At 69.3% G+C, this 25,779-nt stretch carries 25 protein-coding genes; 12 read left to right on the top strand and 13 right to left on the bottom strand.

Translation table 11 applies throughout. The features are described from left to right. The 8 genes from aroF to D7V88_RS06730 all read left to right on the top strand — a co-directional run. Positions 1 to 786, top strand: a 786-nt coding sequence (gene aroF, locus D7V88_RS06765) for a 3-deoxy-7-phosphoheptulonate synthase (RefSeq protein WP_244238028.1), incomplete at its 5' end; no start/stop codon positions are given. Further along, positions 783 to 1,472, top strand: a complete 690-nt coding sequence (gene ubiE / locus D7V88_RS06760; RefSeq protein ID WP_120539774.1) for a bifunctional demethylmenaquinone methyltransferase/2-methoxy-6-polyprenyl-1,4-benzoquinol methylase UbiE — start codon at positions 783 to 785, stop codon at positions 1,470 to 1,472. The genes aroF and ubiE, both read left to right, overlap by 4 nt. Positions 1,473 to 1,590: 118 nt before the next feature. Then, on the top strand, positions 1,591 to 2,052 hold the full coding sequence (locus D7V88_RS06755; protein ID WP_244238027.1) for a shikimate kinase: 462 nt from the start codon (positions 1,591 to 1,593) through the stop codon (positions 2,050 to 2,052). Continuing rightward, positions 2,049 to 3,299 carry a shikimate dehydrogenase gene (locus D7V88_RS06750; RefSeq protein ID WP_120539772.1) on the top strand — a complete coding sequence of 417 codons (1,251 nt, stop codon included), beginning with the start codon at positions 2,049 to 2,051 and terminating at the stop codon, positions 3,297 to 3,299. Before D7V88_RS06755 ends, D7V88_RS06750 begins: the two co-directional genes overlap by 4 nt. Beyond that, on the top strand, positions 3,296 to 4,315 hold the full coding sequence (gene aroC, locus D7V88_RS06745; protein ID WP_120539771.1) for a chorismate synthase: 1,020 nt from the start codon (positions 3,296 to 3,298) through the stop codon (positions 4,313 to 4,315). Before D7V88_RS06750 ends, aroC begins: the two co-directional genes overlap by 4 nt. Next, complete coding sequence (locus tag D7V88_RS06740) at positions 4,312 to 5,382, top strand: 3-dehydroquinate synthase (RefSeq protein WP_120539770.1); 1,071 nt, start codon at positions 4,312 to 4,314, stop codon at positions 5,380 to 5,382. The genes aroC and D7V88_RS06740 overlap by 4 nt, the downstream gene beginning before the upstream one ends. Continuing rightward, a complete protein-coding gene (locus D7V88_RS06735; protein WP_120539781.1) occupies positions 5,379 to 6,674 on the top strand; it encodes a 3-phosphoshikimate 1-carboxyvinyltransferase in 1,296 nt (431 codons plus the stop codon). Before D7V88_RS06740 ends, D7V88_RS06735 begins: the two co-directional genes overlap by 4 nt. 87 nt (positions 6,675 to 6,761) lie before the next feature. After that, positions 6,762 to 8,063, top strand: coding sequence for a citrate synthase (locus D7V88_RS06730; protein WP_120539769.1), 1,302 nt, complete (start codon positions 6,762 to 6,764; stop codon positions 8,061 to 8,063). 83 nt (positions 8,064 to 8,146) lie between these two features. Here D7V88_RS06730 and D7V88_RS06725 read toward each other — a convergent pair whose 3' ends face one another. Then, on the bottom strand, positions 8,147 to 9,967 hold the full coding sequence (locus D7V88_RS06725; RefSeq protein ID WP_208726155.1) for an AMP-dependent synthetase/ligase: 1,821 nt from the start codon (positions 9,965 to 9,967) through the stop codon (positions 8,147 to 8,149). 94 nt (positions 9,968 to 10,061) lie between these two features. Here D7V88_RS06725 and D7V88_RS06720 point away from each other — a divergent pair, with 94 nt between their 5' ends. The 3 genes from D7V88_RS06720 (at position 10,062) to pyk (ending at position 12,949) form a co-directional block, all read left to right on the top strand. After that, the gene (locus D7V88_RS06720) at positions 10,062 to 10,427 is read left to right on the top strand and encodes a hypothetical protein (RefSeq protein ID WP_244238026.1); all 366 of its coding nucleotides are present in this window, start codon (positions 10,062 to 10,064) and stop codon (positions 10,425 to 10,427) included. Between the two features lie 122 nt (positions 10,428 to 10,549). Next, the gene (locus tag D7V88_RS06715; RefSeq protein ID WP_208726153.1) at positions 10,550 to 11,347 is read left to right on the top strand and encodes a bifunctional nuclease family protein; all 798 of its coding nucleotides are present in this window, start codon (positions 10,550 to 10,552) and stop codon (positions 11,345 to 11,347) included. Positions 11,348 to 11,548: 201 nt separating this feature from the next. Next, on the top strand, positions 11,549 to 12,949 hold the full coding sequence (gene pyk, locus D7V88_RS06710) for a pyruvate kinase (protein ID WP_120539767.1): 1,401 nt from the start codon (positions 11,549 to 11,551) through the stop codon (positions 12,947 to 12,949). Positions 12,950 to 12,992: 43 nt separating this feature from the next. Here the strand turns inward: pyk and D7V88_RS06705 are convergent, their stop codons facing one another. From D7V88_RS06705 to D7V88_RS06665, 9 genes are all read right to left on the bottom strand, one after another. Continuing rightward, the gene (locus D7V88_RS06705; RefSeq protein WP_120539766.1) at positions 12,993 to 13,658 is read right to left on the bottom strand and encodes a DUF7986 domain-containing protein; all 666 of its coding nucleotides are present in this window, start codon (positions 13,656 to 13,658) and stop codon (positions 12,993 to 12,995) included. 19 nt (positions 13,659 to 13,677) lie between these two features. Next, positions 13,678 to 14,802 carry a glutamine-hydrolyzing carbamoyl-phosphate synthase small subunit gene (gene carA, locus D7V88_RS06700; protein WP_120539765.1) on the bottom strand — a complete coding sequence of 375 codons (1,125 nt, stop codon included), beginning with the start codon at positions 14,800 to 14,802 and terminating at the stop codon, positions 13,678 to 13,680. Continuing rightward, the gene (locus D7V88_RS06695) at positions 14,802 to 16,103 is read right to left on the bottom strand and encodes a dihydroorotase (protein ID WP_208726151.1); all 1,302 of its coding nucleotides are present in this window, start codon (positions 16,101 to 16,103) and stop codon (positions 14,802 to 14,804) included. Before D7V88_RS06695 ends, carA begins: the two co-directional genes overlap by 1 nt. Next, complete coding sequence (locus D7V88_RS06690) at positions 16,100 to 16,993, bottom strand: aspartate carbamoyltransferase catalytic subunit (protein WP_120539764.1); 894 nt, start codon at positions 16,991 to 16,993, stop codon at positions 16,100 to 16,102. The genes D7V88_RS06695 and D7V88_RS06690 overlap by 4 nt, the downstream gene beginning before the upstream one ends. 72 nt (positions 16,994 to 17,065) lie before the next feature. Beyond that, positions 17,066 to 18,313, bottom strand: coding sequence for a signal peptidase I (gene lepB, locus D7V88_RS06685; RefSeq protein WP_120539763.1), 1,248 nt, complete (start codon positions 18,311 to 18,313; stop codon positions 17,066 to 17,068). A 4-nt stretch (positions 18,314 to 18,317) separates the two neighbouring features. Further along, complete coding sequence (lepA, locus tag D7V88_RS06680) at positions 18,318 to 20,129, bottom strand: translation elongation factor 4 (protein ID WP_120539762.1); 1,812 nt, start codon at positions 20,127 to 20,129, stop codon at positions 18,318 to 18,320. 166 nt (positions 20,130 to 20,295) lie between these two features. After that, positions 20,296 to 21,237 (bottom strand): NAD-dependent epimerase/dehydratase family protein, encoded by a 942-nt coding sequence (locus tag D7V88_RS06675; RefSeq protein WP_120539761.1) that lies wholly within the window; start codon positions 21,235 to 21,237, stop codon positions 20,296 to 20,298. A 77-nt stretch (positions 21,238 to 21,314) separates the two neighbouring features. Beyond that, a complete protein-coding gene (locus D7V88_RS06670) occupies positions 21,315 to 22,274 on the bottom strand; it encodes a UDP-glucuronic acid decarboxylase family protein (RefSeq protein WP_120539777.1) in 960 nt (319 codons plus the stop codon). Positions 22,275 to 22,298: 24 nt separating this feature from the next. Next, complete coding sequence (locus tag D7V88_RS06665) at positions 22,299 to 22,481, bottom strand: ribbon-helix-helix domain-containing protein (RefSeq protein WP_120530896.1); 183 nt, start codon at positions 22,479 to 22,481, stop codon at positions 22,299 to 22,301. A 132-nt stretch (positions 22,482 to 22,613) separates the two neighbouring features. On the opposite strand from D7V88_RS06665, the gene D7V88_RS06660 reads away from it, so the two are divergent. Next, positions 22,614 to 23,171: a hypothetical protein gene (locus D7V88_RS06660; protein WP_244238025.1), complete on the top strand. Its 558-nt coding sequence runs from the start codon at positions 22,614 to 22,616 to the stop codon at positions 23,169 to 23,171. 72 nt (positions 23,172 to 23,243) lie between these two features. Here the strand turns inward: D7V88_RS06660 and D7V88_RS06655 are convergent, their stop codons facing one another. The 3 genes from D7V88_RS06655 to mnmA form a co-directional block, all read right to left on the bottom strand. Further along, positions 23,244 to 23,606 carry a cupin domain-containing protein gene (locus D7V88_RS06655; protein WP_120539759.1) on the bottom strand — a complete coding sequence of 121 codons (363 nt, stop codon included), beginning with the start codon at positions 23,604 to 23,606 and terminating at the stop codon, positions 23,244 to 23,246. Positions 23,607 to 23,632: 26 nt separating this feature from the next. Next, a complete protein-coding gene (locus D7V88_RS06650; protein ID WP_120539758.1) occupies positions 23,633 to 24,535 on the bottom strand; it encodes an SPOR domain-containing protein in 903 nt (300 codons plus the stop codon). Between the two features lie 174 nt (positions 24,536 to 24,709). Beyond that, positions 24,710 to 25,756, bottom strand: coding sequence for a tRNA 2-thiouridine(34) synthase MnmA (gene mnmA, locus D7V88_RS06645; protein ID WP_120530892.1), 1,047 nt, complete (start codon positions 25,754 to 25,756; stop codon positions 24,710 to 24,712). Between the last annotated feature and the right edge of the window lie 23 nt (positions 25,757 to 25,779).

The raw sequence follows: 25,779 nt of genomic DNA, 5'->3' as shown, positions 1-25,779 counted from the left end.
GTGGGAGGCCGGGGCTTCGTGGTGATGGCGGGGCCGTGTGCCGTGGAAGGCGCGGAACAACTGGAACTGTCAGCAAGGGCAGTGGCCCATGCGGGGGCCCACCTGCTGCGCGGCGGCGTGTTCAAGCCCCGCACCAGTCCGTATGCGTTCCAGGGCATGGGCGAGCCGGGGCTCAAGCTGCTGGTGGACGCCGGCCGCCGTCACGGGCTGCCCATCATCAGCGAGGTGATGGAGACCGAGCAGTTGCCGCTGATGGCGCAGCACGCGGACATCCTCCAGGTGGGCGCGCGCAACATGCAGAACTTCGGGCTCCTGCGCGCGCTGGGCCGGCTGCGCAAGCCGGTGCTGCTCAAGCGCGGGCTGTCCGCCACGGTGCAGGAGTGGCTCAACGCCGCCGAGTACATCCTCGCGGGTGGCAACGAGCAGGTCATCCTGTGCGAGCGCGGCATCCGCACCTTCGAGACCGCGATGCGCAACACGCTGGACCTGGCCGCGGTGGCGTGGGCGAAGGAGAAGTCGCACCTGCCCGTCATCGTGGATCCGTCGCATGCGACGGGGATTCCATCGCTCATCGCGCCCATGTCGCTGGCGGCGGCGGCGGCGGGCGCGGACGGACTTTTGATTGAAGTTCACGCAAGGCCGGAGCAAGCCTTGTGCGACGGGCAGCAGGCGCTGTCGCCCGAGGATTTTGCTGCGTTGATGCGACGGCTTCCCGGCGTGCTCGCCGCGGTGGACCGTCACCTTTGGACGCCGGAAGGTCCGGCACAGATCGCTGAGGCGCGATGAGCACAGAAGTCCGACAGATGTTCTCCTCCATCGCCCCGCGCTACGACGTGGCGAATGAAGTCCTCTCCTTCGGCGTGCACCGGCTGTGGCGGCGCACGGCGGTGAAGCTGAGCCAGGCGAAGGAAGGCAGCCATGTGCTCGACTGCGCCACCGGCACGGGCGACCTGGCGCTGGCGTTCAAGCGCAAGGTGGGGACCACCGGGCGCGTGGTGGGCACCGACTTCTGCCCGGAGATGCTGGAGAGCGCGCCCGCCAAGGCGGCCAAGGCGGGCCTGGAGGTGGAGTTCCAGGTACAGGACGCCATGGCGCTCACCCTCCCGGACAACAGCTTCGACGTGGCGTCCATCTCGTTCGGCATCCGCAACGTGGATGATCCGGTCAAGTGCCTGCAGGAGATGGCGCGCGTGGTGCGCCCGGGAGGCCGCGTGGTGGTGCTGGAGTTCGGCCAGCCCACCGGTCCCTACGGCGTGCTGTTCCGCTTCTACAGCAAGACCGTCATGCCGACGGTCGGCGGGCTGCTGACGGGCAACCGCGCCGCGTTTCAGTACCTGCCTCGCACCGCCGCGGCCTTCCCCGCGGGCGAGCGCTTCCTTTCCCTGATGGACCAGGCCGGCGCCTATTCTGAGCGCGCCGCCCACCCCCTGCTGTTCGGAACCGCCTACGTCTATGTTGGAACCGTCCGCTGAAAACCAACGCCGCCTTGTCGCACAGGTCGTTGCGTCGGTAGATCCCAGGCTCCAGCAGGTGCTCCAGGGGACGCTCTCGTCCCCGGGGCCCTGCCCCCGACCGCTGAACACCCAGACCGTGGTCATCGCCGGTCATCGCGCCGCCGGCAAGACGCGCCTGCTGCCGCTCGTCTCGAAGCTGCTCGGGCGCACCGGGTTGGATCTGGACTCGGAGCTGGAGCGCCGTCACGGGCGCCCGCTGCGGACCTGGGTCGCGGAGTCCCCCTCCACCTTCCGCGCCGCTGAACGCGAGACGCTGGGCCTGCTGCCCGGAGGCAGCGTGGTGTCCGTGGGCGGAGGCTTCCTGTCGCACCATCCGGACGCGCTCCAGGGCCACTTCACGCTCGTCGTCCCCGTGACCTTCGACACGTACCGAGAGCGGCTGACGGCGGACACCACGCGCCCCCGTCTGCGCGCGGACGTTTCGCTGGAGGAGGAGTTGCACTCGATGTTCCATGAGCGCGAAGCCCTCCATGCCCGCGTTCCCACCATCTCCCTGGCGGACTTCCTCCGGGGCTGCCTTGCCCAGGAGTCCACGTGAGGGCCACCCGGCGGATCATCACCCTGCCCCCCACCCTCACCGGCGAGGACGCCCTGGGCTTCGCTCGCGACGGTCTGCGCCGGGGCGCTGACGTGGTGGAGGTGCGCACCGACCTGCATGCCCCCGACGCCATCGACCCGGAGGCCCTGTCGCGCGTGATGCCGCTGCTGGTCTCCGAGCGCGGCAAGCCCCTGCCCACGCACTGGGTCCAGGCCGCGTGGCGCGTGGACCGGGACGTGGAGCGCGCCAATGCTCTGGATGCGCCCCCGGGCCGCCTGCTCGCGTCGCACCACGCGGAAGGGCCGCTGACGACGGCGGAGGCGCTGCGGCGCTGGTCGCGCCCGCTTCCGTCGGATGCGCTGGTGAAGCATGTGGAGCCCATGGACGTGCCCTCGGACCTGGAGGTGCTGCTGGAGACGCAGCGCCAGCTTGTGGCCCGGTTCGGCGCGGAGCGCGTGACGGTGCTGGGCATGGGGCCGGTGGCGCTTCCTGCTCGCGCGGTGCTCTCTTCCCGCAACGGGCTGGAGTACCTGGCGATGGGCGGAGCGTGGACGGCCGCGCCGGGCCAGCGCCTGCTGGACGACGTGGTGCGCGAGCACCGCAAGGCGAAGGGTACGGACACGCCGCGCCTGGGCATCCTGGGGACTTCGATTCCCCACTCGCGCTCGCCGCGGATCCACCGTCAGCCGTTTGATCGCATCGACCTCGCGGAGGCCGCGCCGGTGGAGGCGGTGGTGGATTCGCTGCTGCCGCACTACGCGGGCTTCGCCGTCACCAGCCCCTTCAAGATGCGGCTCGCGCGGCACACCGGTTCGTCCCTGGAGGCCATCAACACCCTGGTGCGCCGGGGCTCGCGGTGGGAGTCCTTCAACACCGACACCGAGGGCGCCCGCGCGGTGCTGGAGCGCCTGGGTTCGACGTCGGTGTCGGTGCTGGGCGATGGTGGGTCCACCCAGGCCCTGCGACTGGTGGCGACAGAACAGGGCCTTGCCCTGCGGGTCGTGCGCCGGGCCGAGGTCCAGGCCCCCCTCACCGGCGACTGGGTGTGGACGTGGCCGGACCGGGTGGCCCCGCCCGAAACCCTGCGATTCGAGGGGGCGCGCGTGGCGGTGATCGCATACGGTGCGCCCGGCCGGCGCGTCGCCGCGGAGATCGTTAGCCGCGGGGGCACCCCTCTCCTGCTCGGTGCGGCGTGGTTCGTCGCCCAGGCCCGGCGGCAGCGACAACTCTGGGAAACGGCGACATGAATACTTTTGGCACCCTCTTCCGGCTGACGACCTTTGGCGAAAGCCACGGCCCCGCGCTCGGCTCCATCCTGGATGGCTGTCCCGCGGGCGTTCCGCTCACGCGAGACCTGCTCCAGGCAGCCCTGGACCGCAGGCGCCCCGGGCAGTCCGCCCTGGTGACGGCGCGCAACGAGCCGGACAGCGTGGAGATCCTCTCCGGCGTCTTCGAGGACAAGACGCTGGGCACGCCCATCGCGGCCATCGTGCGCAACACGAACCAGCGCTCGCAGGACTACAACCAGTTGGCGGCCGTGGACCGGCCCGGCCACGCGGATGCCGTCTGGCGCGAACGCTACAAGCACCGGGACCACCGGGGCGGCGGCCGCACCAGCGGGCGCGAGACGCTCTGCCGCGTCATCGGCGGCACCATCGCGGAGGCGTACCTCGCCCGCGACCTGCCCACGCTGAGCACCGTGGCCTACGTGTCGCAGGTGGGTGAGCTGGTCGCCTCCGTTCCGGCGCCGGGCCTCACGCGCGCGCTCGTGGACGCGCACCCCACCCGCTGCCCGGACGTCAACCTGCGCGACGAGATGTCCCGACAGATCCTCGCCGCGAAGGAGGCCGGGGACAGCCTGGGCGGTGCCATCGACGTGCGCGTGGAGGGCCTGCCCGTCGGTCTGGGCGAGCCCATCTTCGGCAAGCTGAAAGCGCTCATCGCGCAGGCGCTGGGCAGCATCGGCGCCGTCACGGGCGTCATCTGGGGCCCGCCGGATCTGCTCCAGCGCATCGGGCAGCCCGGCAGCCAGTTCCACTCCGTGAAGGACGCGTACGGTGGCATCCAGGGTGGCCTCGCCAACGGCGAACCCATGCAGGTGCGCGCCTTCTTCAAGCCCCCCGCGACGCTCGCGGATCACGCCAAGGGCGGCCGTCACGACCCGTGCATCATGCCCCGCGCCGTCCCGGTGCTGGAGGCCATGGTGTCGCTCGTCATCGCCGACCTCGTCCTGCAACTCAACGCCCGGCCCCACTCCGCATGAGCTCCCTTCCTCCCGGTGCCTATCGCCCCCCGGCTGACCGCTGGGGTTCCTTCACGAAGCTCGCCTCCCGCCTGCCCGAGGGCAGCGTGGCCGTCGTGGACCGCACGGTCGCGCGCTTCCATCCCACGCTCATCCCCGCGCTGGAGGCCCGCTCGCCGCGCGCCATCATCCAGTTGGTCGGCGGTGAGCGCGCCAAGAGCATGGCCTCGCTGGAGAAGGTGCTCGCGGGCGGGCTGAACCTGCCGCGCTCCGGCACGCTCGTCGCCGTGGGCGGTGGCACCGTGGGCGACGTCGCCACGGTGGCCGCGCACCTGCTCAAGCGCGGCGTGCGCCTGGTGCAGGTGCCCACCACGCTGCTCGCGGCGGTGGACAGCAGCCTGGGCGGCAAGGGCGCGGTGGACCTCACCGTGCGCGGCCGCGTGGTGAAGAACCCCGCGGGCGTCTTCCACTACGCCGATGAGACCTGGCTGTGCCCGGAGCTGTACGCCACGCTGTCCGACGCGCAGGTGCGCGAGGGTTCCATCGAGGCGTGGAAGATGGTCGCCTCGCTGGATGCGGGCCTCTTCAAGCGCTACGTGCGCACGCCTCCCGCGCTGGAGAAGCTGGTGAAGGACGCGCGCGGCCTGAAGGAAGGCATCTGCGCGAAGGACCCCTACGAGCACCAGGGCCTGCGCCGCGTGCTCAACTTCGGCCACACCTTCGGCCACGTGCTGGAGAGCCTGTCGCGCTTCAAGCTGTCGCACGGCGACGCCGTGGGCCTGGGCATCCTCTGGGCCCTGGATGTCGGCCGGCACCTGGGCATCACGCCGGAGCCGGTGGCGCATGAAGTGGAACGCGCGCTGACGCGGGGCCCGGGCGTGCTGGGCCGCGACCATGCCGCGGAGCTGTCCCGCCGCGAGTCGCTGAAGGACGTGGCCGCGCTCCTGGACGCCGACAAGAAGGCCGGCGCGAAGGGCGAATTGCGCATGGTGCTGCTCACGGCCGTGGGCACCGCCGAAGTCGTGGATGTGATGCCGAAAACCTGGCGCGCCCTGTGGCCCGCCTGGACCCGTGGAGCCCGCCCTTGAGCCATGCCTCGCCGAGCCGTCTCACCGTCGACCCGAGCGCCCTGAGCGCCTCCCTGCTCACCCCGCCCGTGTCGAAGTCGGACGCCCAGCGAGCCCTGGTCCTGGGACACCTCACGGGTGCCTGGCCGTTGCCGTCGGTGCAGGCGGAATCGGACGAGGACCTTCCCGCAGACGTGCGCGTGCTGCGCCGGGGCGTGGAAGCCCTGCGCCAGCCCGCAGGCCCCGTGCGTGACGTGGACTGCGCGGACGGAGGTGCGCCGTTCCGCATCCTCGTCACCCAGGCCGCGGTGACGCCCGGGGCCCGCGTGCGCTTCACCGGCACGCCCCGCCTGGGCGAACGTCCCCACGGCCCGCTCTTCACGTCGCTGAAGCAGGCCCTGGCCTCCACGGGCCTGACGCTCACCGAAGGGACCCCGTGGCCGGTGGAGCTGCACGCGCCCCAGGACACGTCGAAGGTGGCGCCGGTGTTCCGCGTTCCGGGCGAGCAGAGCAGTCAGTACGCCTCCAGCCTCCTGCTGGGCTGCGCGGAGCGGTTCCTGCGGGAAAAGCGCGCGTGGAGCGTGGAGATCGAAGGCACGCTCACCAGCGCCGGCTACATGGACCTGACGGTGGCGTGGCTGCGCCGCTTCGGCTTCACCGTGGAGCAGTCCGAAGGCCGCTACGCCGTCACGGCGTATCAGGCCCCCGCGTCGGTGCCGTCCCTGCCCGGGGACTGGTCGTCCCTGGGCTACCTGGTGCTCGTCGCGTGGCGCACCGGCGGCACCGTGGAACGGGCCGAACCGGAGAGCGCCCACCCCGACCAGGCGATCCTCCGGCTGGTCGCGGATGTGGGTTTGCGAATGGTCCCGGCAGGCGCTGCTAATACCTGGCGCTTCGAAGGCGACGCGACCGGCGAGCTGCGTGCGACAGGCAAGGAGTGCCCGGACCTGCTGCCGACGCTGGCGGCGCTCGCGTGTGTGTTGCCCCGGCCCACGACGCTGACGGATGTGGGCATCCTCCGGGTCAAGGAGAGCGACCGGCTGGAAGGCATCCGGACCCTGGTGGCGGCCTACGGCGGCACCACGGAGCTGACGGCCGGCCCCGAGGGAGAAGTGCTGCGCATCGTGCCTCCGAAGACGAAGCCCGCGCGCTTCGCCATCGACAGCCGGGGTGACCACCGACTGGCGATGTCAGCGGCCACCCTGTGTGTGCTGTCCGGGGTGCCCCTGGAACTGACGGGGCCGGAGTGCGTGGAGAAGAGCTTTCCTGGTTTCTGGCGGCAGCTCGCGCGTTCGGGTGTTCGCTATTCCTGAGCGGGGCGAAACGCCCCGAAGGTTCGCCTCTCGGACTTATCGTTCTTTTTTGTTGAAAGCGTCCGCCGCCCTGTGAAATCTCCGCCCATGCCCAAGGACACGCTGACGATCACCGACAATCGGACCGGGAAGACGTACGAGGTCCCGATCGAGAACGGCTGTATCCGGACCCCCGACCTGCGCCAGATCAAGACCGGTAGCGATGACTTCGGTCTGATGGGCTACGACCCGGCGTTCCTGAACACGGCGAACTGTAAGAGCGCCATCACGTTCATCGATGGCGACAAGGGCATCCTGGAGTACCGCGGCTACCCCATCGAGCAACTGGCGGAGAAGTCCAGCTTCCTCGAGGTGGCGTACCTGCTCCTGAAGGGCGAGCTGCCCACGGAGAAGGAGCTGTCGGTCTTCACCGACCTCGTCACGCACCACACGTACGTGCACGAGAACGTGAAGTCCTTCATGGACGGGTTCCGCTACGACGCGCACCCCATGTCCATGCTCGGCTCCACCGTGGCCGCGCTGTCCGGCTTCTACCCGGACGCGAAGAACATCCGTGACGAGCGCAGCCGCGAGATCCAGATCACCCGGCTCATCGCGAAGATGCCCACCATCGCCGCGTTCTCCTACCGGCACACGATGGGCCTGCCGTACGTCTACCCCAGCAACGACCTGTCCTACGTCGCCAACTTCCTGACGATGATGAAGCACATCGGCGGGGCGTACAAAGTGCACCCGGTGCTGGAGAAGGCGCTGGACGTGCTCTTCATCCTCCACGCGGACCACGAGCAGAACTGCTCCACCACGTCGGTGCGCACGGTCGGCTCGTCGCAGGTGGATCCGTACTCCGCGGTCGCCGCGGGCGTGGGCGCGCTCTACGGCCCGCTGCACGGTGGCGCCAACGAAGCCGTGCTGCGCATGCTCCGCGACATCGGCCACGTGTCGAAGATCCCGGAGTTCATCAAGCAGGTGAAGGGCGGCGAGGGCGAGAAGAAGCTCATGGGCTTCGGCCACCGCGTCTACAAGTCCTACGACCCGCGCGCCAAGGTCATCAAGCGCGTGGCGGACGAGGTCTTCGAAGTCACGGGCAAGAACCCGCTGCTGGACATCGCGCTCGAACTGGAGCGCATCGCGCTCGAGGACGAGTACTTCGTGAAGCGCAAGCTGTACCCCAACGTCGACTTCTACTCGGGCCTCATCTACGAGGCGATGGGCTTCCAGGCGGAGATGTTCCCCGTCCTGTTCGCCATCCCCCGCACGGTGGGCTGGTGCGCGCAGTGGGAGGAGATGGTCACGGACAACGAGCAGAAGATTGCCCGCCCCCGTCAGATCTACACGGGCGCCACCCGCCGCGACTACGTCGCCCGCGAGAAGCGCACGGGCCAGAAGTAGCCATCGCTTGAATCCCTGAAGCACGTGAGGGGCGAAGGATCCGCAAGGGTCCCTCGCCCCTTTCGCTTGTCCGGACTCCGGCGTCAGTCATGGTGCGCGGCGGCCCCGTTCGGCTCGCGGTAGAGCGCCTCGATGGCGGCGGCGAACTTCTCCTCCACCACCTTGCGGCGCACCTTCATGCTGGGCGTGAGCTCTCCGCTCTCGGTGGTGAACTCGCAGGTGAGCACGGTGAAGCGCTTGATGGTCTCGAAGCGCGACAGCTTCGGGTTCACCTCGCGCTCCAGGGCCTCGTGCAGGTGCTGCTGGAGCCTCGCGTCCTTCGCCAGGGTGGCCACGTCCTCCGGCCAGCCGCGCTCCTTCGCGAGCCTCCGCACCCGGTCCGGCTCCAGCGTCACCAGCGCCACCAGGTAGTTGCGCCGGTCGCCCACCACCACCGCGTGGCCCACGGGCGACACGGCCTTGATCAGCTCCTCGATGTTCGCGGGCGACGTCTTCTTGCCGCCGGAGGTGACGATGATCTCCTTCTTGCGCCCGGTGATGCGCAGGAAGCCCGCGTCGTCCAACTGCCCCACGTCCCCGGTGTGCAGCCACCCGTTGTCCAGCAGGTCCTGCGTGGCGGCGGGGTTGCGGTGGTAGCCCAGGCACACGTTGCCGCCCTGGACGAGGATCTCCCCGTCCTCCGCGATGCGCACCTCCACGCCCAGCATGGGGCGGCCCACCGTGCCCAGGCGGGCGCACTCGGCGGTGTTCACCGTGGCGGGGCCCGTCACCTCCGTCATGCCCCAGGCCTCCAGCAGGACGACGTCGATGGAGGCGAAGAAGTCCAGCACCTCCCGGCCAATGGGCGCCGCGGACGTGGCGAACACCTTCGCCTCATTCAGGCCGATGCGGGTCTTCAAGGGCGCGAACACCAGCTTCTTCGCCAGCGCGTACTTGGCCTCCATCAGGATGGGCACGCGCTCCTGGTTGAGGACGCGCGTGTTGCGCTCCAGGGCCGTGCCCCGCGCCCACTCCACCAGCCGGCGCTTCAGGGGCGGCTGCGCGGCCAGCCCCTCCTCCGCCTTCGACTTGAACTTCTCCCAGACGCGCGGCACCCCGAAGAAGATGGTGGGCCGGACCTCCTGGAGGTTCTTGCCCAGCGCCTCCAGCGAGTCCGCGAAGTACACCTGCATGCCCATGAGCAGCGGCCCGTGCAGGGAGACCACCTGTTCGGCGATGTGGGACAGGGGCAGGTAGGACAGGAGCCGGTCGTCCTCCATGTCCCGGAAGTCCATCGTTTCGCCCAACTGCTTCGCCGTCCACGCGAGGTTGCGGTGGCTCAGGGCGACGCCCTTGGGCTGGCCGGTGGTGCCCGACGTGTAGATGAGCGTGCCCAGGCCGTCCGGGTGGAGCGCGTGGACGCCGTCCCAGTAGGGGCCCTCATCCGCCCTGCCCCCGGAGGCCACCACGTCCGCGTACGTCTCCACGCCTTCGGGGAGCGACATGGGCTCGTCCACGACGATGACGTGCTTGAGCGCCGGCAGCCGCTTCTGGAGCTCCAGGGCGGTGGCCAGGTGCTTCGCGTTCTCCACCAGGAGGAAACGCGCCTCGCAGTGGCCCAGGATGTAGGTGAGCTGCTCCAGGCTGCTGGTGGTGTAGAGCCCCACCGGGACGCCGCCCAGGGCCATGGCGCCCAGGGCCGCCACGTGCCACGCCTCGCGGTTGAAGCTCAGGATGCCCAGCGGGTCCCCTTCCCGGAACCCCCGCCCGTACAGCCCCAGGGCGAAGCGTTTGACGCGCTGGGCATAGTCGAACCAGGAGGTGGGCACGTAGGTGCCCTCTTTGTGGGACCAGAGTGCCGGCCGGTGTTCCAGCCGGGCGGCCTGGTCATGCAGCGCATGCAGCATCGTCTTGGGCAGGTCCATCGGCTGAACGTAGTGGAAGCGCCCGGGCAGAACCAAGTCTTCGCGTCTCCGACGTTGACAGCATGTTCACCTGCTTTGTATGCCGCGCCCGACCATGAGCATCGACTTCACCTGCCAGAAGTGCGAGGCGAGCTTCGAGTTGGAAGCCCAGGACCTCATCGAAGGGACGGAGAAGATCATCTGTCCCCACTGCGATACGAAGGCGCCCGCCAACCTTTCCGAGGACTTCGTCGCCGCGCTCACGGAGATGCGCGCGCAGATCGCGACGTTGAGCAAGAAGTACTTCGCCGTCACGTTGGCGCTGGAGGCCGAGGAGTTGGAGGACGACCTCGACGACGATGATGACGACGAGGAGGAGTCGGAGGAGGACGACGACGTCGACGAGGACGATGACGACGAGGAGTCCGAGGACGACGAGGACTACGACGACGAAGCCGAGGACGAGGAGCAGGACCGCTAGTCGCGCCTTGTTCCCGCCTGCCCGCCTGCCCTCCAACCCGGAGGGCAGGGCCCCGTGGGCTGCTCGCGTCGGCGGGAGTGCGCTGCCCTTTCGGTGAAGGGAGAGGTGCGTAGGTTAGGGATGTGAAAACGTCCAACCGCGCCAACTTCTTCGTCGCTCCGTTCACGGCCGTGGTGCTGGCGCTGGGAGGACTGCTCTTCCTTCCGGCCTTCGGTATCCCCGGCGCCATCGCGGCCTCCGGGCTGTCGGAAGGAAAAGAGAAACCCTGCCTCACCGAGAAGGGCAGTGACCCCAAGGCCTGCTCGGAGCTGGTGGAGTTGGAAGTGAAGGACGTCGTTCCCCTGATGGAGGCCCAGACGCACGCCGTCGTTCTGACCACCAAGGACGGCCAGACGGTGCTCCCCCTCTTCGTGGATGAAGGCGCGGCGGTCTCCATCGCCTTCCGCCTGGCCGAGCGTCCGCCTCCGCAGCCGCTGTCGCAGGACCTGCTGGACGACGTGGTGTCCAAGCTGGGCGGCAAGGTCACCGAGGTCCGCATCGACGACCTGCGGGACAACGTCTACTCCGGCCGCGTCTTCCTCCAGCAGGGCCAGAAGCAGCTCGCGCTGGACGCCCGGCCTTCGGACTCCATCGCCATGGCCATGCACAGCAACGCGCGCATCCGCGTGACGCGCAAGGTGCTGGCGCTGGCGGGCATCACCCGCGCTGAAATCGAGGCCCTCCAGCAGCAGCAGGGCATGGGCGTGGGAGGCAGTGGCCAGGGAGGGGACATGGACATGGGTCCCCTGCCCCCGCCGCCGCCCATGGGGCCCAGCGCCGGCACGCCGAAGCCGCCCTCGGAGGACATCGGCATGGACCGCTCCGCCCCGGAGCAGCCGATGGTGGCGCCCGTGGGCAAGGGTCAGCAGATCGACCTCTAGCTCCCCGCGGTCCCAGCAACGGCGAAAGCCCGGCCCCCACTCCCAGGGTAGCCGGGCTTTCTTCGTCTCAAGCGTCTGAGAGCCACGAATGGCGTGCGCCGGCTGGCGGTAACTTTCCGCCCAGCGCGTGGGTGAAGAGTTAGTCCTTCGGGCGCAAGCCTGTCAAGCCGGCCACCCCCTGGGGCTAGGATGCGCGGCCCTATGCGCAAGGCGAAGATCATCTGCACGCTGGGGCCCGCTTCGGACTCCAGGGACGTCATCGAAGGGCTGGTCCGCGCGGGCATGAACGTGGCCCGGCTGAACTTCTCCCACGGTACGCACGAAGAGCACCGGCAGCGCATCCTGCGCATCCGCGCGGTGTCGAAGAAGCTGGGCGTGCCGGTGGCCATCCTCCAGGACGTCCAGGGCCCCAAGGTGCGCCTGGGCAAGTTCGAGGGCGGCCAGTTGATGGTGACGGCCGGCGACACGGTGACGGTGACGACGCGGGCCGTGCTCGGCCAGGGCCGCGTCATCCCCACCCCCGTGCGCTCGCTGCCCCGGGACGTGGAGAAGGGGCACGTGGTGCTCCTGGACGACGGCCGGGTGCGCCTGCGCGTGCTCAAGGTGGACGGCCGGGACGTGTCCTGCCGCGTGGAGGTGGGCGGGCTGCTCAAGGACCACAAGGGCCTCAACCTGCCGGGCACGGCCATGTCCGTTCCGACGATCACGGAGAAGGACAAGCTGGACCTGGCGTTCGGCCAGGAGGTGGGCGTGGACTACGTGGCGCTGTCCTTCGTGCGCTCCGCCCAGGACGTGCGGCAGGCCCGAGCGCTGGTGGCCCAGCGCAAGACGCCCCTCATCTCCAAGATTGAAAAGCCCCAGGCGGTGGAGAACCTGGAGGCCATCGCCGCGGAGTCGGACGGGGTGATGGTGGCCCGGGGGGACCTGGGCGTGGAGATGCCGCTGGAGCAACTGCCGGCCATCCAGAAGCGCGCCGTGCGGGAGGTCAACCGCATGGGCGGCATCGTCATCGTCGCGACGGAGATGCTGGAGAGCATGGTGAACAACGCCCGGCCCACGCGCGCGGAGGTGTCGGACGTGGCCAACGCCATCCTGGATGGCGCGGACGCGGTGATGCTGTCCGGTGAGACGGCCGCGGGCCGCTACCCCACCGAAGCGGCGGCCACCATGGCGCGCATCGTGGAGGAGACGGAGCGCACGGGCACCACGTCCCTGGTGCACTCCCCCTTCGAGCGCTCCGAGGACCTGGGCACCGGCATCGCGGCGGCGGCGGTGGCGGCCTCGCGGCAGCTCAACATCGGGACCATCATCGCGTACACGGAGAGCGGCCACACCGCGCGGCTCATCTCCGAATTCCGCCCCGGCGCGCGCGTCATCGCGCTGACGCCCAACGCGGACACGGTGAACCGGATGGCGCTGTACTGGGGGGTGACGAGCCGGCTGGTGAAGCGCGTCGCGACCACGGACGCCATGCTCAAGCAGGTGCGCCGCCTCTGCCACGAGGAGCGCCTGTGCGAGCCCGGCACGCCCGTCATCGTGGTGGCCGGCGTGCCCCTCAACGTCCCGGGCAACACCAACCTGATGAGCATCCACCGCGTCTAGCGCGCGGTGGACGCCCAGACACCGGACAAAAGCCCTGCTCGACTCAGAAGGGCTTCTGCGCGAAGTCGTAGAGCTTCTCCACCGACAACTGGCGGTAGCGCTCCACGTTGAGGGCCCGCCGCGCGCACTCCCACACGAGGTCGCGCGCCGGACGCTCCGGCTCCTTCTTCTTGCGGCGCTTCACCTCGGCCTTGATGGACTTGAGCGCCATCGCCGGGTGGTAGCAGAAGGCCGAGGAGAACAGCAGGTGTCCACCGAAGGGGACGAGGCGCGCCTCCAGCACGTCCCCCGTCTCCAGGCCCGCGACGTGGCGGCGCTCCGTCACGTCGAAGTCCTTGCCGGTGAAGAGCTCGCGCAGGCGCACCATGCCCTTGCCCAGCTTGCGCACCTCGAAGAGGCCGTGCACCGTCTCCGTGAAGCTGCGGAAGGCGTTGGCCTCCTCCGGCGGAGCGGACTGGGTGCGCTGCTCGAACAGCTCCACGGCCGGCGTCTTGCCGGTGAGCGGCGAGACGCGGTCGTAGAGGTAGTAGTCCAGGAACGACGCCATGCGCAGCTCGAAGAACTTGTCGTCCTCGAACACCTCGCCGGTGAGGCGGAAGTACTCCGCCTTCGCGTCGAGCAGGTCCGGCTTGCGCGACTCCTCGCTTCCGAAGGCGATGAGCTGGTCCAGGTAGGGCTGGTACGACAACGGGGTCAGCGCGGTGTCCATATGAGCGGTGGGCGCCTTTTCATCCCGCCATCAGCGTCGCGAAGCGGCTGAACAGGTAGCGCGCGTCGTGAGGGCCGGGCGAAGCCTCGGGGTGGTACTGCACGCTGAAGGCCCTCGCGTCGGGAACGGCCAGGCCCTCCACCGTACCGTCGTTGAGATTGATGTGTGTCACCACGGCCTTGCCCTTGAGGCTGGCGTCGTCCACCGCGAACCCGTGGTTCTGCGCGGTGATCTCCACCTTGCCCGTCGTCAGGTCCTTCACGGGCTGGTTGCCGCCCCGGTGACCGAACTTCATCTTGTAGGTCCGGCCGCCCAGCGCCAGCGCCATGATCTGATGCCCCAGGCAGATGCCGAACACCGGCACCTTGCCCAAGAGCGCCGCCACCGTGCGGTCCGCGCCCTTCACCGCGGCCGGGTCGCCCGGGCCGTTGGCCAGGAAGACGCCGTGCGGCTTGCGCGCCAGCACCTGCTCCGCCGTGGTGTTGGACGGCACCACCGTCACGCGGCAGCCCACGTCCACCAGGTACTGGAGCATGGAGCGCTTGAGGCCGTAGTCGTACGCCACCACGTCGTACTTGAGCTCCGGCTCCGGGCGCTTGTCCCCGGGCGCCAGGAACACGTCCGGCGACGGCGTGGTGAACAGGTACGGCTCCTTGCAGGAGACACCCGTCGCCAGGTCCATGCCCTCCATGCCCGCGGCGTTCCGGGCGCGCTCGGACAGCGCGGCCAGGGAGACGTTCTCCGTGGAGATGATGCCCATCTGCGCGCCGTGCGTGCGCAGGTGGCGCACGAGCCTGCGCGTGTCCACGCCTTCGATGCCGGCGCGGCCATGGCGCGCGAGGAACGCGTCCAGCGTCTCCTCCGAGCGCCAGTTGGAAGGCGTCCGCGTGAGCGAGCGCACCACCATGCCCACCGCATGCGGCTGGCCTGATTCCTCATCCGAGGCGTTCGCCCCGATGTTGCCCATCTCCGGATAGGCCATGGTGACGATCTGCCCGACGTACGAGGGATCCGTGAGGATCTCCTGGTAGCCGTACATGGACGTGTTGAAGACCACCTCACCCACCATCTCGCCGGACGCGCCGAAAGCGCGCCCTTCGAAGGTGGTGCCATCCGCCAGTGCGAGCACCGCCCGTTTCGTCATCACCGCGACTCCTTGAGCTGACCGTCCTCGAACACACACCGGCCCCCCACCCACGTCTGCGCCACGCGACCCTTCAGCGTGCGCCCATGGAAGGGGGTATTGCGACTGCGGGAATAGAACCGGTGGGCATCCACCGTCCACTCCTCCCCAGGTGATACGACCGTGATGTCCGCTGGTGACCCGGGCGCCAGGTGACCGCCTGGCAGGCCGAATACCCTCGCGGGCCCTTCCGACAGCAACTCCACCGCCCGGCGCGGCGTGAGCACGCCCTCGTGCACCAGCGCCAGTGTGAGCCCCAGCGCCGTCTCCAGTCCGACGATGCCGTTGATGCCCTTCTCGAACTCCACCTGCTTGTCGGACACGCCGTGCGGCGCGTGGTCCGTGGCGATGGCGTCCACCGTGCCGTCCACCAGCGCCTCGCGCAGCGCCCTCACGTCCCCGTCACCCCGGAGCGGCGGCGCCATCTTCGCGTGGGTGTCGTAGTCCCCCACCGCCCGGTCATCGAGCGTGAAGTGGTGCGGCGCCACCTCGCAGGTGACGCGCAGGCCGCGCTTCTTGGCCTCGCGGATGAGCCGCACGCTGCCCTCGCACGACACGTGCGCGACGTGCAGGCGGCCCTTCGTCTCCTCCAGGAGCACCAGGTCGCGCGCCACCATGGCCACCTCCGCGGAGGCGGGGATGCCGCGCAGGCCCAGGCGCGTGGACGTGGCGCCCTCGTGCATCGCGCCGCCCGCGGACAGCGTCAGGTCCTCCTCGTGCACCATCACCGGCACGTCGAAGAGCGTGGCGTACTGGAGCACCCGGCGCATCAGCGCCGCGTTCATCACCGGGCGACCATCGTCGGTGAGGGCCACGCAGCCCGCGCCCACCAGCTCGCCCGCCTCCGACAGCTCCTCGCCCTTGAGGCCCTTGGTGATGGCCCCCGCCGGGTACACGTGGCACAGGTCCGCGTCCCGAGCGCGTGACAGCACCAGCTCCGTGACGAGCGCGCTGTCGTTGACGACCTTCGTGTTGGGCATGGCCACGACGCCGGTGAAGCCGCCCGCCACCGCCGCGCGGCAGCCGGTGAGCACCGTCTCCTTGCCCTCCTCGCCCGGTTCGCGCAGGTGCACGTGCAGGTCGATGAAGCCCGGCACCAGCCACTTGCCGGTGGCGTCCACCACGCGCGCGTCCTTCGGCGCGGGAAGCACGGCCTCCGACACCTGGGCCACCCGTCCGTCCGTCACGAGCACGTCACGGATGCCGTCCACCCCGTTGCGCGGGTCGATGACGCGCGCCCGCTGGAAGAGCACCGACGTCATGATGCGCACCTCTCCAGGATGGCCCGGCGCACCGCGACGCCGTTGGACACCTGCTCCAGGATGACGCTGCGAGGCCCGTCCGCCACCACCGGGGACAGCTCCACGCCGCGGTTGATGGGGCCCGGGTGCAACACGGGCGCGTCCGCCTTCATCCGCTCCACGCGGGCGGGGGTGAGGCCGAACAGGCGCGAGTACTCCCGCTGCGAGGGCAGGAAGGCTTCCGCCATCCGCTCCGTCTGCAGCCGGAGGCACATCACCGCATCCGCCTGGGGCAAGACAGCATCCAGTTGGTGCGTCACCTCCCCGCCCATCTCCTCCAGCCCGGGGGGTAGGAGGGTGGGCGGCCCGCAGAGCACGACACGGGCCCCCAGCGCCTTCAGGCACACCAGGTTGGAGCGGGCCACGCGGCTGTGCAGCACGTCACCCACGATGAGCACCGTGCGCCCTTCCAGGGAGCCCCAGCGCTGGCGCAGGGTGAAAGCGTCCAGCAGCGCCTGGGACGGGTGCTCGTGGGCGCCGTCGCCCGCGTTCACCACGGCGCACTTCACGTGCCGGGCGACGAGGTGCGGCGCTCCGGAGGAGCGGTGCCGGATGATGATGACGGCCGGGCCCAGGGCCTCGATGTTGCGGGCGGTGTCCAGGAGCGTCTCCCCCTTGGATACCGACGAGCCGACGAAGCTCCAGTTGAGGACGTCCGCCCCCAGGCGGCGCGCGGCCACCTCGAAGGAGGAGCGCGTCCGGGTGGAGTCCTCGAAGAAGAGGTTCGCCACGACCTTGCCGCGCAGCACGTGCGAGGCATCCGGTCCGCCGGGCAGATGCGCCTGTGCGCGGTCGAGCAGCGCTTCCAGCTCGTCCCGCCGCCAGCCTGCGATTCCGAGAAGATGTCTCATGGGCCGGGGCCGCCGCGTACCGCGCGCCGCACGTTGCGTCAAGCGTGACGCGCGGCGCTCCGACAGGGACGTTCAGCGCACCGGTTCGAAGAAGCGCTCCACCCGCAGGCCCGTGCCGCCAAACAGGTTGCCCAGCAGGCCGCCCCAACCGAGCGACAGCCACACCACCATGGCCTTGCCCTTGATGTGGCCGTACGGCACGTATTCCACGTCGTGGTGGCCGGGCGCGCCCAGGCCGTAGCGGCTGTCCGCGCTGTTGTCGCGGTTGTCACCCATCACGAAGACGCTGTTGGCGGGCACCGTGTAGGGACCTTCACGCTCACGGCCCGGCAGGCGCAGGGGGTGCTGGAGCGCCGAGTGCACCACGCCGCCAATGTCCTCGCGGTAGAGCACTTCCTCCTGGTCGAACCAATTGCCCGTCGTGTCGTCCTGGTTGTGGACGATGTAGTCCGCCGACACCAGCGTGCGCGGCTGCGGCTGGCCGTTGATGTGGATCACCCCGTCGAGGATCTCCACCACGTCCCCGGGGATGCCGATGACGCGCTTGATGAAGTCCGTGGACTCGTTCACGGGGTTGTTGAAGACGATGACGTCCCCGCGCATGGGCGCCCGCACGATGCGGAACGGCACCACGTTCATCAGCGGGATGCGCACGCCGTAGATGAACTTGTTGACGAAGACCTGATCGCCAATCTGGAGCGTGGGCAGCATGGAGCCGGACGGGATGCGGTACGGCTCCACCAGCACCGTGCGGATGACCAGCGCGATGAGCAGCGCCTTGGCGAAGCCGCCCACGAAGTCCCACGCGGACTGCTTGCGGTACGCGCCCAGGTGCTCCTGGGTCATCAGCTCCAGCGCCTTCAGCTCGGCGCGCAGCACCTCCGCGTCGCCCGCCACCGCCGCGTTGTCCACGCGCAGGGCCTGCTCGGTGATCTTCTCCGCCACCGCCGGAGACACCTTGTCCTTCATGCGCTCCAGGATGCGCTCGTCCTCCGCGATGAGCTCCCGCGCCTCGTGCCGCAGCGTGCGCAGGAGCGACTCCTTCTTGGAGGCGGTGCGCCACACCAGCAGGCCCACGAAGGCGATGACCATCAGCAGGCCGAACCCCTTGATCAGGGGCTGCGCCCAGGACGCCGTGTCCGGCGCCATTTCGATCAGCGTGACGTAGGGCACGAACGCCAGGCCCACGCCGCACAAGGGGGCCCAGAGGCTGGTGAGCAGCTCGCGCCACAGCAATTGACGGCGGGCCTTGAGCTGCTCCGGCGTGCGACGCGCGGCCATGGCCGCTCCCAGCTTCGCGGAAGGACTGGCCGTGCTCATAGGGCTACTGCTCCGTCTTGAGGACCGCGAGGAAGGCTTCCTGCGGAATCTCCACCGTGCCGACCTGCTTCATGCGCTTCTTGCCCTCCTTCTGCTTCTCCAGGAGCTTGCGCTTGCGGCTGATGTCGCCGCCGTAGCACTTGGCGAGCACGTTCTTGCGCATCGCGGAGATCGTCTCACGGGAGATGATCTTCGCGCCGATGGCGGCCTGGATGGCCACCTCGTACATCTGCTTGGGAATCACTTCCTTGAGCTTCTCGCAGACCTCGCGGCCGCGCTGGTACGCGCGCTCGCGGTGCACGATGACGCTCAGCGCGTCCACCGGCTCCCCGTTGATGAGGATGTCCAGCCGGGCCAGGTCCGCTTCCGCGTAGGCGGACAGCTCGTAGTCGAGGCTGGCGTAGCCGCGCGACACGCTCTTGAGCCGGTCGAAGAAGTCGAACACGACTTCCGCCATGGGCATCTCGTACGTCACCTGCACGCGCGTGCCGCTGGAGCCCAGGTACTTCATGTCCTTCTGCACGCCACGCCGGTCCTGGCACAGCTTCAGGATGGCGCCCAGGTGCTCGTTGGGCACGTGGATGTGACAGGTGAGGATGGGCTCCTCGAACTTGGTGATGTTCTGCGTCGGCGGCAGCTTCGCCGGGTTGTCCACCAACATCACTTCGTCCTTGGTGGTCGTGATGCGGTAGACCACCGACGGCGCCGTGGTGATGAGGTTGAGGTTGTACTCGCGCTCCAGCCGCTCCTGGACGATCTCCATGTGCAGCAGGCCCAGGTAGCCGCAGCGGAAGCCGAACCCCAGCGCCGTGGACGACTCCGGCTCGTAGGTGAAGGCGGAGTCGTTGAGCGTCAACTTCGCCAGCGCGTCGCGCAGGTTCTCGTAGTCGGCGGAGTCCACCGGGAAGATGCCGCTGAAGACCATCGGCTTGACTTCCTTGAACCCCGGGAAGGGTTCCGCCGTGGACCGCGCCTCTTCCGTGACGGTGTCGCCGACCTTCGCGTCCTGCAGCTCCTTCACGTTTGCGACGAGGACACCCACCTCGCCGGCCATGAGCTGCGTGACGGGGCGCGAGAACGGGCTGAACACGCCCAGCTCCTGCACCTCGAAGGCCTTGTTGTTGCTGAACATCTTGATCTTCTGCTTGAGCTTCAGCGTGCCTTCCAGCACGCGCACCAGCACCACGACGCCCCGGTAGTTGTCGTACCAGGAGTCGAAGATGAGGGCCTTGAGCGGCGCGTCCACGGCACCCGTGGGCGGCGGCACCAGCTTCACCACCGACTCCAGGATGTCGTGGATGCCGATGCCCTCCTTCGCGGAGGTGGGCACCGCGGTGGACGCGTCGATGCCGATGACGTCCTCGATCTCCGAGCGCGTGCGCTCCACGTCCGCGCTGGGCAGGTCGATCTTGTTGATGACCGGGATGATGGCCAGGTCGTGATCCAACGCCATGTAGACGTTGGCCAGCGTCTGCGCCTCCACGCCCTGGCTCGCGTCCACGACGAGCAACGCGCCCTCGCACGCGGCGAGGCTGCGGCTCACCTCGTAGGCGAAGTCCACGTGCCCCGGTGTGTCGATGAGGTTGAGGACGTAGTTCTGGCCGTCCTTGGCGGTGTACGTCATCCGCACGGACTGGGCCTTGATGGTGATGCCCCGCTCACGCTCGATGTCCATGTTGTCGAGGAACTGGGCCTGCGCCTCACGCTTGGTCAGCGTGCCTGTTTTTTCCAGGAGGCGGTCGGCCAGCGTCGACTTTCCATGGTCGATGTGGGCGATGATGCAGAAGTTGCGGATGTGCGCGTTTTCAGCCGGCATGTTCAGGGCGCTCGATCAGTCGCGAAGCGGGCGTAGGTAACACCGAACCGCCCTAAAATCCACGACTGCGCACACGCGCCCGCCCGGCCTTCCACCCACCGGACGACGGCCGTTCCCCCCGCCACCCAGGCCAGGGGGAGGCTGCCGCCACCGGGGCGCTTCCCGACTAACCCCGGACCCGAACGGGACCGGCCTTGTCGCGGAAGAACTGGAGGGTATGGCGCAGGCCGTCCGCCAGTTGCACCGTCGGCTCCCAGCCCAGGACCTTCTTGGCCAGCGACGCGTCGATGCAGGAGCGCATCTGTTCGCCCGGCTTGCCCGGCGCGTGCGCCACCTTGAGCGAGCTGCCGCCCGCCTGCGCGATGAGCTCATAGAGGCGGTTGATGTCCGTCTCCACGCCGGTGCCGATGTTGGCGGCGCCCACGTAGTCGCTCTGGAAGGCCAGGTAGTTGGCGCGCGCCACGTCCGGACCGAAGACGAAGTCCCGCGTCTGCTTGCCTTCCCCGAAGATGGTGCAGCCCTGCCCCGCGATGACGCGCTGGCTGAAGATGGCCACCACGCCCGCCTCGCCGTGCGGGTTCTGACGGGGGCCGTACACGTTGGCGTACCGCAGGGCGACGAAGGGCACGCCGTACTGGGCGCGGTAGTAGCCCAGGTACAGCTCGCCCGCCGCCTTGGAGACGCCGTAGGGCGACACCGGCCGCGTGGGGTGGGACTCCGTGGCGGGGAAGTAGTCCTGCTCGCCGTAGATGGCGCCGCCGGTGGAGCTGAAGATGACCTTCTTCACCTCGCTGTGGCGCGCGGCCTCCAGCAGGTTGAGCATGCCGCGGATGTTCACGTCCGCGTCGAAGCCCGGGTCGTCCACGCTGCGGCGCACGTCCATCTGGGCGGCCAGGTGACAGATGACCTGCGGCTTCTCCGCGCGGATGAGCTCCGCGGCCTCGCGGCTGCGGATGTCGTGCACGGCCAGCCGCACGCGCGGGTCCAGGTTCTCCTTCTTGCCGCCCGACAGGTCGTCCAGCGCGATGACCTCATGGCCATTGCGCAGGAACTCGTCACACACGTGCGAGCCGATGAAGCCCGCGCCGCCGGTTACCAGGACTTTCACGCCGTTCTCCCCCGGGCCCGCCGCCGCCAGGGGAGCAGGGCCGTCGAAACCTTCGCGTTCACTCGCGCGCGGCCAACCTAAGTCCCGCTGGGACGACCGGCAACCTCTCGGAAGTACGCGATGGTCTCCTTCAGACCGTCCTCCAACAGGACCTTGGGCTCCCACCCGAGCAGCGTGCGCGCGCGGGTGATGTCCGGCTGACGCTGCTTCGGATCATCCTTGGGCAGCGGGTGGTAGACGATCTGCCTACCTCCGCCCGCCGCGTCGCGCACGGCCTCCGCGAACTGCTTGATGGTCATCTCGCGCGGGTTGCCGATGTTCACCGGGCCCCGGACATCCGACAGCACCAGCCGCACGAGGCCGTCCACCAGGTCCTTCACGTAGCAGAACGAGCGCGTCTGGCTGCCGTCGCCGAAGACGCTGAAGTCCTCGTTCTTGAGCGCCTGGCCCACGAAGGCGGGCACCACGCGGCCGTCGTTCAGGCGCATGCGCGGGCCGTAGGTGTTGAAGATGCGCACGATGCGGACTTCCACGCCCCGGCTGCGCTCGTAGGCGGCGCTGATGGCCTCCGAGTAGCGCTTGGCCTCGTCGTACACCGAGCGCGGCCCGATGGGATTCACGTTGCCCCAGTAATCCTCCTTCTGGGGGTGCACCAGCGGATCGCCGTAGACCTCCGACGTGGAGGCCATCAGGAACACGGCCTTCTTCTTCTCCGCCAGCTTGAGCGCGTTCTCCGTGCCGATGGAGCCCACGCGCAGCGTCTCCAGGGGGAGGTTCGCGTAGTCGATGGGCGAGGCCGGCGAGGCCAGGTTGAGGACGTAGTCCACCGGACCGTCCACTTCGAGGCCGTCGATGATGTCCTGCTTCACGTACTGGAAGCCCGCGCGCGGCTTGAGCGTGCGCACGTTCTGCTCGTTGCCGGTGATCAGGTTGTCGACCGCGATGACGGACTCCGCGCCGTCGTCCAGCAGTCGCTCACACAGGTGCGAGCCGACGAATCCAGCACCACCCAGCACCACCGCCCGCTTGCCACGCATGCTCGTCACGTCACGCCTCGTTCTTCAGGAGAGTTCGTCGAAGGTCGACTGGCCCGGCAGTTGCGCCTTGTACTTCTCCAGCACCAGGTCGATGCCCTGCCGGATGTACTCGGCCACGGGCACCTTCGTCTTCTGGTTCAGCGCCTTGAGCAGTTCGTTCTGCTCCGGAGTGATGTAGATGGTGGTGCTGACTTTCTTTCGGGCCATGGCGATACGTGAAAATATATGGAATGACGTGGCCTGCGAAAGCACGGAGTGCGAGCGGCGCGAACAAGGCGCCCTGCCCGCCCGGGAGGCAGCGTGATTCCTAGCAACCGTTTGATTTTCCTGGGATTCCTTGTGGCTGGAACCCTGTCCGGGTGCGCGTCCCAGAAGCCCGCGGAGAATCCTGACGCGGCGCGCAAGCGCCCGGAGGCTGAAGCCATCCGGGGCAAGCCCGCCGAAGGGGAGACCGTCACGCAGTTGGACGCGAACGGCGACGGGCAGACGGACGTGTGGGAGTTCCGCCTGAAGGACGTCCTGGTGCGCAAGGAGCTGGATCTGAACTGGGACGGGCGCGTGGACGTCACCCAGTACATGGATCCGCAGGGCGCGAAGGTCCGCGAGGTGATGGACCTGGACTACGACGGCAAGGTGGACGCCACGTACCAGTACGCCGAAGGCAAGCGCACGCAGGGCGAGCGGGACCTGGACGGCGACGGCAAGTCGGACTCGTGGCTGTACTACGAGAACGACACGCTCGTGCGCAAGGAGCGCGACGCGAACCACGACGGCCGGGTGGACTACTGGGAGTACTGGGAGGGCGGTCAGGTGGACCGCATCGGCGAGGACCTGGACGGCGACGGCACCGTCGACCAGTGGACCCGCAACCCCAAGACGAAGCCCGCCGCGGAGTGACGCCTCGACGCGGCCGGCGCGCTCCCGGGTCTCCTCGGGTGGGCGCCGGCGCGGAAGCGGGACGGCTGACCGCTACGCCTTGCTGGTGCCGGCGCGGCCGTACGAGTCTTCCAGCCGCACGACGTCATCCAGCTCGGGGGTGCTGACCTCGAGGATGTCGCAGTCGGTGATGGCGACCATGCGGTGCTTGGTGAACGGCGTGATGTGGTAGCTCTCGCCGGGGTTCATCTCCTTCTCGATGAGGCCCTGGCCTTCGTCGACGACGAAGAGGAGCTTGCCGCTCTGGACGTGGATGGTCTCGTCCTTGCGTTCGTGGAACTGGAGGCTCAGCTTGTGCCCCGCCTTCACGTGCAGGAGCTTGCCCACGTAGCGCTCCGTGTGGGCCCAGATCAGCTCATGGCCCCAGGGCTTCTCCACCCGCTTCGTCGTCGTCATGGTGCTTCTTTCTTCCTTGCCCAGCGCTAGTTCGTGCCGGCCACGTAGGCGTCGAGCTGGGTTTCGCGCTTGAAGTCCGTCAGGTACCGGCCCGCCGCCTCCTTCGAGGCGAAGGAGCCCATCCGGACACGGTACCAGGTGCCCTTGCCGGGCACTTCCGCAGCCAGGATATACGGGGCATAGCCTCGGTCGCGCAACCGGGCGGCGAAGCGGTCGGCATCCGGGCGGCTCTGGAACGCGGAGAGCTGGAGCGTGAACGCCCCACCCTTCACGGCCTCCGCCGGGCGCGGGGGCTCCGCGGGGAGCTGCTGGGCCCGGGCGATGGCCTCCTTCATCCCCCCGTCACGTGCGGCGGTGCGGGTGGGAACCGGCGTCTCCTCCACCTTTCCCTTCACGGGCTCCGGCTTCACTTCCGGCTTCGCGGCGACGGCGACCTTGGCGGGCTCCGGCTTCACTTCCGGCTTCGCGGCGACGGCGGGGGCGTCGTCCGACACGTCATCCTGCGCGGGCAGCTCGCCGGTGTCGGGGTCCGGCGTGGGGGCCAGGGGCTTCGCGGCGACCTTGGCGGGCTCCGGCTTCACTTCCGGCTTCGCGGCGGCGGTGGCCTTGGGGGCCTCCGGCTTCGCGGCGGGCTTGGGCGCGGGCAGCGGCGGCAGCGGGTCCGCGGACGCCTTGCGGGTCAGCTCGTCCGGGAAGGTGAGCGGCGGCTCCTGGCGCGCGTCGTGGAGAACCTGCGCGTTGGCGTCCAGCGCGGAGAGCAGGTCCGGGGCGGCGGCCGTCTGCGCGTCGCCGGAGAGCTTCTTGCCCACCACCACGCCCAGGACGAACACCGCGCCCATCACGACAATGCCGGCGATCAACAGGCTGACGATCTGGCGATTGTCCAACGAGACGTCGAACTTCTCCTTCATCCGGTGGGCGTCACGCATGGCAGGGCGAACCTCAGTCGCGCGCACGGGCCGTGTTACGGCCTGTAGCGACAGCGTGCGCGCAAGCTACGCCCCACCCCCATGCGGGTCAAATTCACGGAAGGGGGGTCTTGACGCCGCTTCAAGGCGACGCGCGCGAGGCCAGAAGTCGGGCCCCGGCGCGGTCGGACAACCTCAGACGATCCACCCGCCGCCGAGCACCCGGTCGCGGTCGTAGACCACCGCGGCCTGCCCCGGCGTGACGGCGCGCGCGGGCGCATCCAGTTGCACCGACACGAGCCCGTGCGGCGAGATGTGCACGCGGCCCGGAGCCCCCGCGTGGCGGTGGCGGATCCGCACCTCCACCGCCTGTTCCGGCGGGGGCGGCGCGTCCACCCAATGCGGCTGGAGCAGGCCGAACTGCGCGCGGCCGGTGCCCTCCGCGGGGCCCACGACGACGCGGTTCGTCTCCGGCTCCAGGCGCTGCACGTACCGCACTTCACCGCCGCCCAGGTTGAGGCCCTTGCGCTGGCCCACCGTGAAGCGGTGGATGCCGTTGTGCGTCCCCAGCACGCGGCCCTCCGGATCCACGACCTCGCCCGAAGGCTGCGGCCCGGCGACCTTCTCCACGAACCCGGCGTAGTCCCCGTCGGGCACGAAGCAGATCTCCATGCTCTCCGGCTTGTGGGTGGTGGGCAGGGCGTGGCGTTCCGCGACGGCGCGCACCTCCGCCTTCGTAAGGTGGCCCACGGGGAAGAGCACGTCGCGCAGCTCCTCCTGGCCCAGCGTGAAGAGGAAGTAGCTTTGGTCCTTCGCGGCGTCCGCGGCGCGGCGCAGGTGGAAGCGGCCGTCCACCTCCTCCACCTGGGCGTAGTGGCCCGTGGCCAGCCGGGCGCCCAGGGCGCGCGCGCGCTTGAGGAGGAAGTTGAACTTCACGTCGCGGTTGCAGGCGACGCAGGGGATGGGCGTCTTGCCGCCCAGGTACGACTGGACGAACGGGTTGACCACCCGGTCCTGGAAGATCTCCTCGGCGTTGGCCACGTAGAACGGGATGCCCAGTTGCTGGGCCACCGCGCGGGCATCGTCGATGTCATCCGGACTGCAGCAGCTTCCACACTTCGCGTTGCCCTCGTAGGACCACACGCGCAGGGTGATGCCGATCACCTCATGGCCCTGCTCCTTGAGCAGGGCGGCGGCGGCCGAGGAATCCACCCCACCGCTCATGGCAACGACGACTCGCATGGGGCTCCTTCCTACACGCCCCC

The organism is Corallococcus terminator, assembly GCF_003611635.1.
GTDB lineage: Bacteria > Myxococcota > Myxococcia > Myxococcales > Myxococcaceae > Corallococcus > Corallococcus terminator.
This window is presented reverse-complemented; position numbering and strand designations above follow the sequence as displayed.